Source organism: Nostoc sp. S13 (assembly GCF_029379315.1).
In the GTDB taxonomy this organism is placed as follows: domain Bacteria; phylum Cyanobacteriota; class Cyanobacteriia; order Cyanobacteriales; family Nostocaceae; genus Nostoc.
Map to the genome: position 1 here is coordinate 1 of NZ_JAQYWQ010000037.1, position 14550 is coordinate 14550.

Here is a 14550-nt window from a genome sequence, read left to right on the forward strand (position 1 = left end):
AGTCGCGGGTCTGAATCCCCGACTGATTGATTCTGACTCCTGAATTCTGACTTCTGAATTCTTCTTCAACAAATGTTATGCTGATTCTTTAACTATTCTGACTCCTAAATTCTGACGAAATCAGCTTATTTATTTTTCGCTTGAGTTTTTGCTTGTTCTAAAGCTATTTCTTTGATTGCCTGATATGAATTAACATTTGAATTACCTTCAATAGCTTTAACTGCCAAATCTTGAACTTGTTTGAGAGCAGATTCAAGTTGTTTAGAAAGATTTTGAATCCGCATCTCTTGATTAGTAATAGTTTGTTCTAGAGATTGCAGTCTTTGTTCATAGAAACGCTTTTGTCCTTCCACTTCCTTAGAATATAAATCCGATTTAACTTTAGCTTGATAGTGGGCGATACCTTTACCTTCTTCTATAGCTTTTTTTATAGCTGCTTCTTTATCTTTGGAAAAAGCCTCTACCTTCGCTTTTAATTCTTCAAATTGTTTCTCCCTCTCAGAAATTGCTTTCTCTCGTTCAGCCCACTGTTTTTCTGTTTCTTGTAGTAATTCTTCCAGCTGCTTATATAGTGCTTTCTGCTCTTGTTCGTATTCGTCAGTTTCCAGTTTTCGCTGGAGTTCTAAATTATACTTATACTCTGAAGCATTGCGTTGCCGAGTTTTATTCAAGTTTTCATTACGTTCTTTTGTCGCCCGTTGCTGTTCGTCCTGTTCTTTTCCCCAAGTATTCCTTTGCTCTAGTATTTGTTGGAATAAAACTTCAGAACGGTGGCTATATTCTTCTTGATAAGCTTTGGTATTATCTTCATAAGCTTGGATAAGAGTATCCAAGATATCATCAGAGATTTCCAAATTGTGCATCTGTGTTAATTGTTGGATTTCTTCTTCTAAATTTCGCCTGATCTCTTCTAAATTAGAGGCTTTTATGGTTAGCTGTTCCGATAATTCATTAGCAGCACTGCCAAAACCTAATTGAATTTTTTGCAAGTTTTCAATTGTATTGTTCATCTTTTCTTGGACACTAGAAAGCTGATGCATAGCTACTTTTTGTTCTAATTTAGGCTGTTCTTTAGTTCCAGACTGGTTTTGTTTGCCAACTTCATCGAGTTGCAATTTCAGTGTTGCTTTTTCTTGAGATAACTCCTCATACGCCTGAAGAATTTCTACTTTTGTATTCTTATCAGTCGGTTTTTTTAGCACCACAATAAACCTCCTCTTCAGGAATTAAAAATGATTAAAATGTTATAAACTTATAACTATTTAGGATTAGAACTACCAAAAGCTCTCATCGCTAAATCTTGTGATTGTTTTAATGCAGTTTGCAATTGAGCAGAAATACCTTCTATTTGCTCAGATTGTTTCTTAATTATTTCTTCCAGAGATTGAATTTTTATTTCATAACTCTGTTTATTAGCTTCCCAATCTTTATCAAATAAATCAGCCTCAATTTTAGCTTTTTGGCTTGTTTCTTTAATTGCCTCTTCCCTAGCTTTCTTAACGGCTTCTTCCAGCTCGTTAGGAAATGTAGCTACTTTTTGTTGATAGTCCGCAAAAAGTGGTTGACGTTCAGCGAATATCTTTTCTCGTTCTGCCCAATCTTTCTCTTTATTTGGAGAATTTTCTTGTATTTGCCTTTGTTGTTGGCGTTTTATAGCTTCGTAGCTGTCTGTATTGAGTTTACGAGTAGTTTCTAACTTATAGTGAGACTCTTCTTGTTCTTCTTGGCGATCTTTGGCTAATAAATTGTTATATGCTTGGAGTTCTTCCTCATATTCTGCTTGCTCTTTTTGCCATTCTTTCCGCCTGATTGTAATTTCTTTCTCTAGTGCTTCCCTTTTGCTGATAGTATCTTGTTCTAGGGTTTTTAATTTTTCTTGGTGTTCTTGACTTAAAATGTCTAGAGTATCCGCTACAACTCTGATTTGTTGAAACTCTTGTAGGCGTTGAGTTTCAATTTCTATAGCTCGGTTCAATTCATCTAACTTGGAATTTTCTTGAGCTAGTTTTTCAGATAATGCGTTGAGAATACTGCCAAATTCCAATTGTAAATCAGCTAAACCTTTGACAATACTATCAACCGTATATGCAGAAGCTGCTTGCAGAGTTTCTTGACTTTTTGCCTTTTCTGCTTCCTCTTGTTTGGTTGCTATTTTAGATTCCAGCTTTTTTCTTTGGATAATAATTTGTTGAAATGCTTGCATTAGTTGTTGTTTGCTGTCCTTGACTCCAACTATAGTCATCTTCCAACTCCCTTCAATAAGCAATGATTTATGAGGTAGCAAGCCATACCAAGAACTACCCTATGCAGACATCAGGGTAGCCTTTAAATCAACATTTTTAGCTCAGTGTAAATACTGAAATATTCCCATCTGACACTTAGTTGGGGTGCGATTTTCCTACATAAGTGTCTTTGTGTTTTTCAGTTCTAGTTTACCCTTTGAGATAGATTAGTATTTTTGTACTAAAGTAAATATACTCAACTTTATCTGCTCTTGTCAAGACAATCCTTCATCGAAAGGGGTGGGAAACTCCAACCCAAAAGTGGGTGGAGTTTTTTATGTAATTGCGTCACACAATAAAATATCTTTCCCGATCACCTGATCCCTATTGTTAAAAGCTTGTAGCCACAGTCATTTTTGATCTAGGAGGTTGCTGTGGCATATATTACTTTTTGTAAAGAAAATCTCAAAGAATTAACCCTTATAGAAGCGCGGTTGCACTAAGGCGAGATAATAGACTCAATCATCCTAATTGATACAAGCACAGTCACCGACTTTTGTGATATCAATGTATACCAGTGAATCGACCAAATATTCTGCTAGAACGGACATTGGACAAACCAGCCGTATTTTAGTAGTAGAAGATGAAGAATTAATCCAGGAAATGCTAGCTGTAGCTCTGGAAGAAGAAGGTTATGGGGTGATAACTGCACCCGATGGGCGGTCTGCTCTAGAGTATCTCAAAAGTTTTGAAACCAATTCAGGGGAACTTCCTTTTGATCTGGTTATTCTTGATTTGATGCTGCCTCAAATCAATGGGCTAGATATTTGCCGTTTGTTGCGTCATCAAGGAAACCCAGTACCTATTTTAATGCTCAGTGCTAAGGGTAGTGAAACTGACCGCGTTCTAGGGTTAGAGGTGGGAGCAGATGACTACCTGACCAAACCCTTTAGTATGCGCGAGTTAGTGGCTCGTTGTCGCGCTCTATTGCGCCGCCAACGCCTAAGTAATTTACCCCCAGTACCAGTATTAAAATTCAAGGATGTCACCTTGAATCCCCAAGAATGTCGTGTGCTGGTTCGTGGTCAAGAGGTGAGTCTTTCCCCTAAAGAGTTCCGCTTGCTGGAATTGTTTATGAGTTACGCCCGCCGGGTATGGTCACGGGAACAATTGCTCGATCAGGTTTGGGGGCCAGATTTCGTCGGCGATAGTAAAACTGTAGACGTTCATATTCGGTGGTTGCGCGAAAAATTAGAGCAAGACCCCAGTCATCCCGAATATATTGTGACTGTACGAGGTTTTGGCTATAGGTTTGGATAATTAGTTTAGATAGTTGTTAGTTTTTAGTTGTAAGCAAGAAACTAACAACTCAAATGCTCTTATTGGGATTTTTTCTGGGTTTAGCGGTAGGCATTGGGTTTTGGGTTTGGCAACAGGTTCAACTTAACCGCTACCTGGGGCGTTTACTCCGACCGTTAACCTCGCATTCTTACAAGATGCGACTGCTGCTGATTCCAGGATTGTGGCAGGAAATAGCGATGGTGAAACAGCAACGGCAAGATTTGCAGCAGTCGTTGCAAACTTACCAAGACCTGCTAGATTTTGCACCAGTAGGATATTTGCAGGTGGATGAGGAAAATCAACTGCTATGGTGTAATCGACAGGCGCAGGAAATTTTGTATCTGCATTGGCAACCAGAACAGGTGCGTTTGTTACTAGAGTTGGTAAGGTCTTACGAACTTGACCATTTAATTGAGCAAACTCGTGATCGGCAAAAACCACAAATGGGAGAATGGGTATTTCATCCATCTTGTGAGGATGCCGCAGAGATGCCAACAATAAAATCTCTGGCTTTGCGGGCGTCTAGCTTGCCTTTACCCAATGGACAAGTGGGAGTCTTTTTAGAAAATCGTCAACCCCTCTTAGATATAAATCAAGTACGCGATCGCTCTTTTTCTGATCTAGCACACGAACTCAGAACGCCGCTAACTTCGATTCGCTTGGTTGTAGAAACTTTACAAAACCGTTTGGAACCACCTTTAAATCGCTGGGTTAACCGCCTAATGCAAGAAGTTGACCGACTGATTAACTTAGTGCAAAGCTGGTTAGAACTTACCCAAATGGAAGCAAACCCAAATATGCAATTGCAAGCCAAAGCTGTAGAATTGCGATCACTGATTGCATCTGTTTGGGAAACACTAGAACCCTTGGCAGGACGCCAAAATCTGTCTTTTTCTTATTCTGGCCCAGAAAATCTTTGGATTAAGGCAGATAAAGCCCGTATTTACCAGGTTTTTCTCAACTTGCTAGACAATAGCATTAAGTACAGTCCTCCTGGTACAAGCATTCAAGTCCAAGCAAAAATTTTATCAACGAATAATCGGGGCGATGCTGCTTCCCCAATTCTCGAAATAAATCTTATTGATTCTGGAGTCGGCTTTTCTGAGGCAGATTTACCCCACGTTTTTGAGCGATTTTATCGAGGAGATAAAGCGCGAACCCATTCCCCCCAAGATGGTAACTCCATAGGGGCGATCGTTGGCAATGGTTTAGGTTTAGCGATCGTTGAGCAAATTTTGATCGCCCACGGTGGTTCAATCAAAGCTATGAACCATCCAGAAACTGGTGGTGCGTGGATGCAACTCCAATTTCGTGAAGTTATGGCAAACTTCCTAAGCCAAGACTATAGTTAATAATATCTTCACCTTTGAGACAACAAGTGTGAAAGCTGTCGATTATAGTCCCAATCCTCAAAGACCCCAACTCGCACGCGCCATTAGGCGCTTAGAACGGGATGTATTACGCATGGGTGCTTTGGTAGAACAATCGTTTCGCCTTAGCCACCAAGCGTTATTTGCTCGTAACTTAACAGCAGCTGAGGAACTTCCCCGATTAGATAAAAAGATTGATCGTTTTTATAGACAAATCGAATCAGACTGTACGGCGATTATGACGCTGCAAGCGCCTACGGCTCAAGATTTGCGCTGCTTAAGTGCCTTTATGCAGTTGGTGCGAGACTTAGAGCGCATTGGCGATTATGCTGAGGATTTAGCTGAGATTGCAATTAAAATTTTTCCTTATCCGCCTCATACGTCTTTGCCAGATATTGAAGCTATGTCCCTTCACGCGCAGGCAATGCTAGCAACTAGCTTGAAGGCTTTAGGAGATTTCGATGAAGCCGGTGGGCGTCGTTTAAAGCACCTAGATGATACTGTAGACGATGCCTACGATTACGTATATCAGAGTTTAGCCCAACAACGGGATGTGCCAGGTGTCGTTGAGCCAATTATACTGCTAGCACTGGCAATTCGTTGCCTGGAACGTATGGCAGATCACGCCACTAACATCGGTCAAAGGGTGGCATATATTGTCACCGGTCAACGCTCTTAACTGACTGTTCATCAGTCCACAGACTAAAGCCACTACCTCTACAACAAAGGCTGACGACTCAAGGGACTTAGTACAGCTTTGCGTAAAGGTTATAGTCCGTTAAAACTTAAATCTTGCACCAGTCCCAACAACTGCCTAGTACCGCAAGGTGGAAGTCAAAAGTCACTTGTACTAAGCGTAGCCGAAGTAAAAGTCACTTGTACTGAGCGTAGCCGAAGTAAAAGTCAAAAGAACTAGATTCCAAGCTCTTGCGCCATTTGAAATGGTATGTTGTCTTGCAAAGTTCTGATGCCTGCGGCGGGCTGCGCCAACGGCGGGAACCGCCGCTCAGACTTTGCGCTATTTACGCCGTACTGTGCTAGTAATGATTACTAGGCTAATAGCGAAAGTCTTCTAAAGAAGACTGAGAAAAGATTTCAGTCCATTTCAATGGACTTGGGCTATAAGAAAAGGAAATATATTTTCAGGCGGTTTCTGTCTACAACGAAATAGCCCTGATACTTACTTAGTCTTCAGAAAATACCAAATAATTAAAAATAAGTTAACTAAATATTTTACTAAAAGCTTACCTCTTCTTAAACTTGCACAATTAAAGTAACGGATAAACAACTGAAAAATTCCAACTCTATCTCACTGATAGATACCTCAAACCAGAACTTGTTTCCATAAAAAGCTTTTGAGTTAGTCTCTAGCTCTGATTGAGAACAATAAACCTTCAGAGATATAGGTAAAATTTGATACAAATTATTAGAGTTTCTTAATCATTGTAAATAGCGAGATTCCCTGATAATTATGTAGTAACGGTTAATGATGTATTCCACAAGTCCTACTTCAAACTCTTCTGCCGTGTCAAATAGCTCTGCTTTAAGTGGACAATTACCCCAGCAGATATTTATCCGTAGGGAAATAATTCCACTTCAAGATGACGTACTTTGGCGTATTGATCACGGTGCAGTTCGTACTTTAACGTGGAGTGAAGACGGAACATTCATCACTCTCGGTTATTGGGGACTGGGCGATCTGATTGGCTATCCTTTGTCTAGGGTCAAGCCCTACCAGATTGAATGTCTCACAGGCGTGGAAGTAAGCATTGTGCCACCTCATTTGTGGCATCAAAATATTAATGCTTTGTTGTCTCATATTCAACAAGCAGAGGATCTACTAAGTATTGTGCATCGAAAACCAATTTCGCTACGCCTATGGCAGTTTTTAGTCTGGTTAAGTGAAAAATTTGGACGTGATGTAGATAAGGGTAAGCTAATTGATCTAAATGTTACCCATCAAGATATTGCTGAAGTGTTAAATACCACACGAGTAACAGTTACCCGGCTTTTACAACAGTTGGAGGAAGAAGGAACAGTTTTACGTCACAAACGCCGCATTATTTTGCCTTCAGCAAATAAATTAATTAAAAATTATAGTTCAGCAATATGCTAATTGACTTGTATTAATCACAGGATAAAGGTATAATCATGGCTGTGATTGTGTGTATAATCCCCGAAACGAAAGTGTTATAAGCATTTTATCATGACTGGATTATTGTAGGTGTGAGTGAGAACAAAAAACATGACAAAACGATTCTGGAATCTTTTTAAGGTTAGTCCGCTTGTTGTAGCTGCTGCATTTTTCGCTGCGAATAGTGCTTTAGCTGCTGAAGTCAACGAAGAGGTAACAAATGTTGCCGAGTTATCTGAAGCTCAAGATCCTAATAACATGAGTCAGGTAACATCAGTTTCGCAGTTTTCAGATGTGCAGCCTACAGATTGGGCATTCCAAGCTTTACAATCTCTAGTTGAGCGCTACGGCTGTATTGCAGGTTATCCCAACGGTACTTATCGCGGGAACCGTGCTTTGACCCGTTATGAATTTGCCGCAGGTTTGAATGCCTGTTTAGACCGGGTTAACGAACTGATTGCTACAGCTACAGCCGATTTGGTCAATAAACAAGACCTGACCACTTTACAGCGCTTACAAGAAGAATTTTCTGCCGAACTAGCAACTTTGCGCGGTCGTGTCGATGGACTAGAAGCCCGCACTTCGGAGTTGGAAGCGAATCAATTCTCTACTACCACCAAGTTGGTTGGGGAAGCGATTTTCAACGTGTCTGATGTTTTTGGTGGAGATAGAGCAGTTCCTGCTGGTAATTCAAATCAAAACTTGGATTCTAATACCACTTTTTCTGACCGCGTTCGTTTGAACTTGTACAGCAGTTTCACTGGTAAAGACCAGTTGCAAATCCGTTTGACTGCTGGCAACATCATTTCTAATGCTGCTATCAGCGGTACTAACATGACCCGCTTGGCCTATGATGTCCCTGCTCCCAGCAACAACAGCGTTAGTATTGATAAAATCAATTATGCTTTCAACTTTAGTGACGCAGTACGTGTCAAAGTTGATGCCACTGGTGGAGAGTTATGGGAGAATGTCAATAACTTCAACCCTGACTTTGCTAGCTCTGCTAGAGGTGCGCTTTCTCGGTATGGACGTTTCAGCCCCATTTATCGTCAAGGTGCCGGTGGCGCTGGTATAACTGTTACCTTCAATCCTAAAGGGCCGATCAGCTTGAGCGGTGCTTATCTAGCTAGGACTGCTAATGACCCTAGCCTTAATAATGGGCTGTTGGATGGTGATAACGCTATCTTTGGTCAGTTATCTTTCCAACCCAGCAAAGCTTTTAATATTGGTCTAACCTACGCCCGCACTTATCAAACTAATCTTGTTAACAATACTGTTAACAATAACCTTTTGCAAGGTACAGGTAGTGCTTTTGCCAACAATCCCTTTGGGAATAACACTCGTACCGAATCCAACAACTATGGTGTAGAGGCAACCTTCCAACTTGGCTCTAAGTTGGCTATTAGTGGTTGGGGAGGTTATACAACTGCCGATGCTATAACTGGCGCCAATGCCGGTGCAGATGCAGATATTTGGTACTGGGCTGGAGCACTTGCTTTGAAAGACTTTGGTGGAGAAGGCAACGTCTTAGGTTTTATCTTTGGTCAACCACCCAGAGTCACTGGTGGTAGCATAAAAACAGCTGCCGGCAATGTTAACTTAGACGACAATACCTCTTATCATTTAGAGGGTCTTTACAAGTTGAAGCTTTCCGATAATATTCAAGTGACCCCTGGCGTGCTGGTAATCTTCAATCCAGAGCACAACGACAACAACGACACTGAATATGTAGGTACTCTACGTACTACCTTCACCTTCTAAAATGAGTGATGAAATATAAAGCTCAGAATTAGATAAAGAAAACCCCACTTAAAGGTGGGGTTTTCTTTAGATTTTTCAATCTAGAGGAAGCAGCATCATAGTCCATGCCTCTGTTTTTCTGCTTTGCCAAAACCTAATCACTAATTTGCTACTTCAGCCAGTTCAATAACCCGCCCTTCATAGTCCTTAACCAAAAAATTCAGGGGCTTCTGGTTACGAATCTTAAATTTCAAACCGCGCGTTTCGACTCGCATTAAAATCATTTCCAGGCAGTCGTGGTCAAAACAAACGTGGCGTTGCTGATTTTTGCTACCTAAACTCGCGCCAGTAATGATGTGTAGCTGGGTATTTTTCTTCAATTGATACCACAGCCCATCATTGGCATTATTCAGCATTTTACTAGATAAGCTCGGCCCTGTAGACATATATAGTGGATCAATGCCAGTTGCGCCGATAGTTTGTTCGTAGTTGTAGTAGTAGTGCAATGGCACCTCAGCTGCTGGCAAATCTAGCAGCCCTTCATACAACTGTCGGGCAATCTCCAAATCTGACACCATTACAGTGTGTACTTTTGGGGCACTGGTGAGGAACATCCACATCGCACCAGCGTAAGCTGCTAGCAGCATTACCATAATGCCTTGGGTGGAAAATAGGCTATCTAAGGGCAGAGAAGGCAGAAAGGAGCCTAAGGTAAGGGGACTGAGCAGGAACGATATCACACTAACTGCTATAACCATGAACAAATAAGGATTCTATAAGTGAGCCGATTTTATGATTGTCGATTAAGACTAAAATTAAGTCCTTGTTTCTAGTTTATCAATACTCAAGTAGTCTGAGTCTGGGCTACAAACTGGTCAACACCAAGATATTATGCGATTAACTACCGGAGTTCAATTCCCAAAACTATTTTAACAACTATCAACTCAAAGGCTTGTGCAAATTCCTCATTTTCCTGAAGCTAATCACCCCCTGGTGAAGTCGCTGTTTCATCACAGTGACGATGAACTACTAACTCTGTTTCAGCGTTATCCAGATGCCGGAAAGTATTTTACGGTGATTTTTTGCCGCTATAGTCCCATAGTGTATACCTTAATTCGACATTCGGCGCGATCGCCTGTGCAGGCAGATTATCTGTTTGCCCTCACCTGGCGGCATATTTACTACGAACTCGGTGGACTAAATTTGACCGACTCTCAATCAGGTGAGGAAGCCTTAACCATGCAAAATTGGTTAATTAATATGACAGCTTTCTGTATTAACGAGATTAAACTACCACCCACAGAAGCAATTCATTATTCTCTCCAAGCGACTTCGCCCCCACTATGGTGCTATGTAGAACAGGCGTTAGACCAACTACCACCAGTTTTGCGATTAATGGTGTTAATGGCTCAAACCTTCCACTGGAGCGAAACTAGAATTGCTGCCTATCTGCAAGCCGAAGGAGAAGCGATTGCTCCAAGTGTTGTAGCCAATTCTCTCCAGGAAGGCTATCGTATGTTAGAGGACAAATTACCCACAGATATCCGCGCCATCTACTTTGGGGAAGATTTTAGTCAATCTTAGCTTAAGTATAAACGCGTATATTGATTGTCTTCAATTTAAAAGCTTAAAACTTTTTCTTAGACCTTCTGCTTAAACCCGCAACTTTACGGGTAATTTTTATGAAACAACGGCTGGTATTTCCCAGGCAAAAGGTAGGCTTAATTTGTGTAGGTAAGCCAGTGCGATGCTCATCTCAAGAGAGTTGTAGTAACTGGCGGGCGATTTCTCCTCCCCAGGTACTTTTACCCAGTATTTTACTGCTTACTTTTTTGCTGAGTCCGATCGCGGCGGGTGCGGTTGATATTACGCAACAACTCCATCGCCCTTTAAATAGTTCGGTTGGGCGACAATCAAGAGATGAAGCAGACGGCTTACTGGGTATCGGTCAACAACAATACGCCTCAGGATATGCCGATAAAACAATTACGTCTTGCTTACGGGCACTAGAACTATATCATTCAATTGGCGACCTGAAAGCACAAGGTCAGACTTACAATTTGCTCGCTAAAGCTTATGTCCAGTTAGGTAGTTTAAAAGAGGTGGAAGATTCTTTACGGCGAGGATTAGCGATCGCTCGTGATACTAAAGACTTCCAATCTCAGATTTTTGTGCTGAATAATCTCGGTACATTTTTCCTGCAACAAGGAGAATCGGCTGCTGCTGGTAAAACAGTTGAAGATGCACTCGCAATTGCTCACAATGTCAAAAATATTGAAGGTCAAGGATTGTCTTTGAGTAATTTGGGACTAGTAGCAGCTAGGTTGGGAGATTATAACAGAGCAATTAAATTGTATGAAAATGCTTTAATTTTCCGCCGTCAGACTGGCGATGCCATCGGTGAAGCAAATACCCTAAATAATTTAGGTGATGCTTATTTAGCATCTAGAAATTATCAGGATACCATTGCCACTTATGGGGTAGCAATGCAGACAGCTAAAACTAACCGCGATCGCACTAATGAATTACGGGCAATTGACGGTTTAGTTAAAGCTCACAGTGCTGTGGGACGCTACGAAAGGGCTTTTGATTTACTAGAGCAACGTTTAACACTCGCTGAAGAATTCCAAAATTTGCCAGAAGAATTAAAATCTTTTGAATCTTATGCTCAATTATACGAGCAGCAAGGTAATTACTTAACTGCCCGCAATTTTTACGAAAGGGCGATTATACTGGCGCGGACATTGGAAGACAGTAAGCGAGAAGTGCAATTGCTGGATCAGCTAACTAAAATGCTTCGGCGAAAGTAGGAGTACGGCATCGAAAATCTTTTGCATTGTTGAGAATAGGAGCAATTCATCTAGACGGACTCGCGAGTGCGTCTAGATGAGAAGCGGCTTCCTATAGGGTATTGCCCCTACGGTTTTACCTAAGTCCTAATATAATTTAACCCGCGCTCTGCCCCTACTAATTCAAGAACACTGAGCCGTTTTGTTCAATTCTCATAGCACTTCTACCCTGTGCTGCATCGGTGGCTTCATTAAATTTAACTTCCAATTTTCCTGGCTCTGAAGAGGGCTGTGGAGTCACTATCAACTGTCCGCCATCATCTCGTTGAAATGTCACCGTTACTGGTGCCTTTAAACCTTGCAATATTACATCTGACTTACCTTGTAGCGATCGCGGTGCCGTATCGCCAATCACTTGGTAAGTTACATTAGCCGCAGTGTCATTCACAAACCTGATATCAACTTTACCATTATTCAGTGCGATCGTCGCGATCGGGGTTTGTGGTGGTTGGTTAGTGGAACCCCCCTCTGGTATCGGCTGTTGACTTTGATCTCCACGGGCTGGGCCTGGTGATCTGACTCCTGGTTGTGGAACTTCACGGCCGACACCCAATCTTGTTTGATCTTGTGATGGAGTAGCAGGAACGGGAAGAAGCCCTTGAGCAGCTAGTCTTTGTGTTAGCGCGTTGGGAGGACATCCTTGTGGTACTACAACCTGATTATTATGTGGTTCTTCGTAAAAAATCTTAGGACAAGGGTTAACTTTGGGAGTATATTGTTGTGCTACTGCTTGAGAAATTAGTGGCAGAGTAATCAGTAAGCCCCCACAAATAGCGGCAAATAACTCAGCGGACTTGCGAAATTTTTGAGACTTCATATTCATTATTCACTCCTAGAAAAACTTCAATTTTTCTTTCTTAAATGTTTTTTAAAGCAGTAACTTAAATTAGGGGTTATCAAACAGAATAAAGGTGTCAGTCGCCAGAATTCACTTGGGTATTTTGTGCGACTGGTGGATGAATAAACGGCGTTTTTGCACCCCACCAAATTTTCTTGTTTTGTGGTCTTCAATCAGTGGCGAGTCTGAATCCCCCACTGATTGCATTCTCACGAATGTATTCTTCTTCAACAATTGTTGATTACATCTATATTTTAATAAACCACTTGATTTTTCATCTCTAGCTAAGGAGACGGAAATAATCTAAAAAAATAAATATATTTCATTCTCAAGACTGAAAACTTCAATATTAAGACTCAAGAGTTATTGGTAAAGTCACAGTAAACGTCGTACCCTTGCCAAGGGAACTTTCAACTTGAATATGACCCTGGTGATGTTCGACAATAGCTTGAGCGATCGCTAATCCCAATCCTGAACCAGTAGCGCTGGCTGTAGCTGTATTGCCAGTTGTATGAGTACGTGCCGGATCTACCCGATAAAAGCGGTCAAACAAGCGTGGTAGTGCTTCCGTTGGAATTCCAACACCGGTATCACTTACTTTAACTTGCAATTGGGCGCTGGTGTAACGTAATCCAGAAACGCGATTTGTTCCCTCTATCCGCGCCAATTCCACTTTCACCCGTCCACCTGCTGAACTGTAATGCAAGGCATTAGCAATTAAATTTGTGAACAGCCGCACCAGTTGATCCCAATTGCCCACAAGGGTAAACCAATTTTCTAGTAATTCGGGACTAGTTTCGCAGGCGGGAGGATCAACTAAATCTAAAGAAAGGGCAATTTCTTTTTCAGGGACTAACAATTGTTGTTCTCCAACCACCTCCATCAGCAAAGCGTCCATCGGACAAGCTGAAAAAGTATCTTTGCTAATACCACTATCCTGCCGTGCTAAAAACAGTAAGTCATTGACTAACTTACCCAAACGCTGCGTTAACCGTTCCACCACTTTTAACTGTTGCCGATACTGTAAAGAAGTAGTCGCTTCTGCCTCTACTAAATCCAAGTCAGCAAGGGCAACTTGCACATTTGTTTGAATCAAAGTAATGGGACTTCTAAGTTCATGAGAAGCATCAGCAGTAAATTGTTTGAGGCGTTGATAAGATTGATCTACAGGTTCCATCGCTTTACCCGAAAGAAACCAGCCACTTGCGCCGACAGAAAGCACCATTAACCCAATACCTAGTGCCAAATCAAAAATTAACTGGCGACTAGGTTTAGTGACTTCAAACCAGGGATGACTAACACGCAAATATCCTAATACTTGCCGTCTCACTTCTACCCGTTGTGTGACTTGGCGTAATAACAGTGGTGAGTGGGGAATTTTGAATTTTGAATTTTCACTATCTCCCTTGACTACGCGCACAGTTTCACCAGTGCGATCGCCATGAATGGGAATATTTAAAGGTTCGGATAAAGTTGACCAAAGTAACTTACCAGTTGGACTAAACCACTCTAGGTCAATGTGGTCATCTTCTACAGTGCCAGTGTTGTCGCGAAAACTAGCTTCTACATTAATCCGGAACCGATCAGCATGGTTGTTGATTGGCTCAATCACCAAAGATCGCCCGACTATTTCCACTACATGGTTAAGGGTATCATCAATCCGCTCAATCAGTGTACTACGGACGTATAAATAAACGCCACTGGCAAACAGTAGTAGTAATACGGCAGTGACGGCAGTATACCAAATTGCCAGACGGCGACGAGTAGCCTGAAACATATTTTTTGACTGAATATCCCGACATTACGACTAGTGATGCGTAAAGCCCCCGTGCTTCTAACCGGGGGATATAAGCGAACTTTCCTGAATTTATTCATCCGTGATGTGGATGATTAATGTACTTTAAAACTTTCTGAGTGCTAAGTTTTCCCGTAGTGTCAAACATGTACGAATGTGTCCATAGACTAGGAAATTTCAACAGTTGGAGGAAATTCTGGCCTCAAGTATGTAGATGAGCGACCTTTAAACGTTTCGTACCTACGCGAGTTTATTTTCTAG

General features: G+C 41.5%; 12 protein-coding genes and 1 pseudogene. 7 read left to right on the forward strand and 6 right to left on the reverse strand.

Annotated features, from left to right (window positions below):
* Positions 1 to 125 precede the first annotated feature (125 nt).
* Positions 126 to 1205, reverse strand: coding sequence for a hypothetical protein (locus PUQ00_RS13805; RefSeq protein WP_300417241.1), 1080 nt, complete (start codon positions 1203 to 1205; stop codon positions 126 to 128).
* A 53-nt stretch (positions 1206 to 1258) separates the two neighbouring features.
* Complete coding sequence (locus PUQ00_RS13810) at positions 1259 to 2242, reverse strand: hypothetical protein (RefSeq protein WP_300417244.1); 984 nt, start codon at positions 2240 to 2242, stop codon at positions 1259 to 1261.
* A gap of 547 nt (positions 2243 to 2789) precedes the next feature.
* Here PUQ00_RS13810 and PUQ00_RS13815 point away from each other — a divergent pair.
* The 5 genes from PUQ00_RS13815 to PUQ00_RS13835 all read left to right on the forward strand — a co-directional run bounded on the left by PUQ00_RS13815 (position 2790) and on the right by PUQ00_RS13835 (position 8828).
* Complete coding sequence (locus PUQ00_RS13815; protein ID WP_300417247.1) at positions 2790 to 3542, forward strand: response regulator transcription factor; 753 nt, start codon at positions 2790 to 2792, stop codon at positions 3540 to 3542.
* 53 nt (positions 3543 to 3595) lie between these two features.
* Positions 3596 to 4915: an ATP-binding protein gene (locus tag PUQ00_RS13820; protein ID WP_300417250.1), complete on the forward strand. Its 1320-nt coding sequence runs from the start codon at positions 3596 to 3598 to the stop codon at positions 4913 to 4915.
* Positions 4916 to 4943: 28 nt separating this feature from the next.
* Entirely contained in the window at positions 4944 to 5612 is a 669-nt protein-coding gene (gene phoU, locus PUQ00_RS13825) for a phosphate signaling complex protein PhoU (RefSeq protein ID WP_300417253.1), read from the forward strand.
* Positions 5613 to 6419: 807 nt separating this feature from the next.
* Positions 6420 to 7049 carry a Crp/Fnr family transcriptional regulator gene (locus tag PUQ00_RS13830; RefSeq protein ID WP_300417255.1) on the forward strand — a complete coding sequence of 210 codons (630 nt, stop codon included), beginning with the start codon at positions 6420 to 6422 and terminating at the stop codon, positions 7047 to 7049.
* A gap of 129 nt (positions 7050 to 7178) precedes the next feature.
* Positions 7179 to 8828, forward strand: a complete 1650-nt coding sequence (locus tag PUQ00_RS13835) for an iron uptake porin (protein ID WP_300417257.1) — start codon at positions 7179 to 7181, stop codon at positions 8826 to 8828.
* 140 nt (positions 8829 to 8968) lie between these two features.
* Here PUQ00_RS13835 and PUQ00_RS13840 read toward each other — a convergent pair whose 3' ends face one another.
* Positions 8969 to 9565 (reverse strand): glyoxalase-like domain protein, encoded by a 597-nt coding sequence (locus PUQ00_RS13840; RefSeq protein ID WP_300417260.1) that lies wholly within the window; start codon positions 9563 to 9565, stop codon positions 8969 to 8971.
* A gap of 196 nt (positions 9566 to 9761) precedes the next feature.
* Between PUQ00_RS13840 and PUQ00_RS13845 the strand changes: the two genes are divergently transcribed.
* The gene (locus PUQ00_RS13845) at positions 9762 to 10391 is read left to right on the forward strand and encodes a sigma-70 family RNA polymerase sigma factor (RefSeq protein ID WP_300417263.1); all 630 of its coding nucleotides are present in this window, start codon (positions 9762 to 9764) and stop codon (positions 10389 to 10391) included.
* Positions 10392 to 10489: 98 nt separating this feature from the next.
* Complete coding sequence (locus tag PUQ00_RS13850) at positions 10490 to 11617, forward strand: tetratricopeptide repeat protein (RefSeq protein ID WP_300417266.1); 1128 nt, start codon at positions 10490 to 10492, stop codon at positions 11615 to 11617.
* A 157-nt stretch (positions 11618 to 11774) separates the two neighbouring features.
* Here the strand turns inward: PUQ00_RS13850 and PUQ00_RS13855 are convergent, their stop codons facing one another.
* From PUQ00_RS13855 to PUQ00_RS13865, 3 genes and pseudogenes are all read right to left on the reverse strand, one after another.
* The gene (locus tag PUQ00_RS13855; protein ID WP_300417268.1) at positions 11775 to 12479 is read right to left on the reverse strand and encodes a hypothetical protein; all 705 of its coding nucleotides are present in this window, start codon (positions 12477 to 12479) and stop codon (positions 11775 to 11777) included.
* Positions 12480 to 12843: 364 nt separating this feature from the next.
* Positions 12844 to 14271, reverse strand: a complete 1428-nt coding sequence (locus PUQ00_RS13860; protein WP_300417270.1) for a HAMP domain-containing sensor histidine kinase — start codon at positions 14269 to 14271, stop codon at positions 12844 to 12846.
* Between the two features lie 94 nt (positions 14272 to 14365).
* A pseudogene (locus tag PUQ00_RS13865) lies at positions 14366 to 14519 on the reverse strand (transposase); the annotation flags it as partial.
* Positions 14520 to 14550 lie beyond the last annotated feature (31 nt).

Excerpts from the sequence above, each read along its gene's own strand:
- PUQ00_RS13835 (WP_300417257.1), top strand. The coding sequence starts at position 7,179 with ATGACAAAACGATTCTGGAATCTTTTTAAGGTTAGTCCGCTTGTTGTA.
- PUQ00_RS13855 (WP_300417268.1), bottom strand. The coding sequence starts at position 12,479 with ATGAATATGAAGTCTCAAAAATTTCGCAAGTCCGCTGAGTTATTTGCC.
- PUQ00_RS13840 (WP_300417260.1), bottom strand. The coding sequence starts at position 9,565 with ATGGTTATAGCAGTTAGTGTGATATCGTTCCTGCTCAGTCCCCTTACC.
- PUQ00_RS13850 (WP_300417266.1), top strand. The coding sequence starts at position 10,490 with ATGAAACAACGGCTGGTATTTCCCAGGCAAAAGGTAGGCTTAATTTGT.
- PUQ00_RS13860 (WP_300417270.1), bottom strand. The coding sequence starts at position 14,271 with ATGTTTCAGGCTACTCGTCGCCGTCTGGCAATTTGGTATACTGCCGTC.
- PUQ00_RS13810 (WP_300417244.1), bottom strand. The coding sequence starts at position 2,242 with ATGACTATAGTTGGAGTCAAGGACAGCAAACAACAACTAATGCAAGCA.
- PUQ00_RS13820 (WP_300417250.1), top strand. The coding sequence starts at position 3,596 with ATGCTCTTATTGGGATTTTTTCTGGGTTTAGCGGTAGGCATTGGGTTT.
- PUQ00_RS13815 (WP_300417247.1), top strand. The coding sequence starts at position 2,790 with ATGTATACCAGTGAATCGACCAAATATTCTGCTAGAACGGACATTGGA.
- PUQ00_RS13830 (WP_300417255.1), top strand. The coding sequence starts at position 6,420 with ATGATGTATTCCACAAGTCCTACTTCAAACTCTTCTGCCGTGTCAAAT.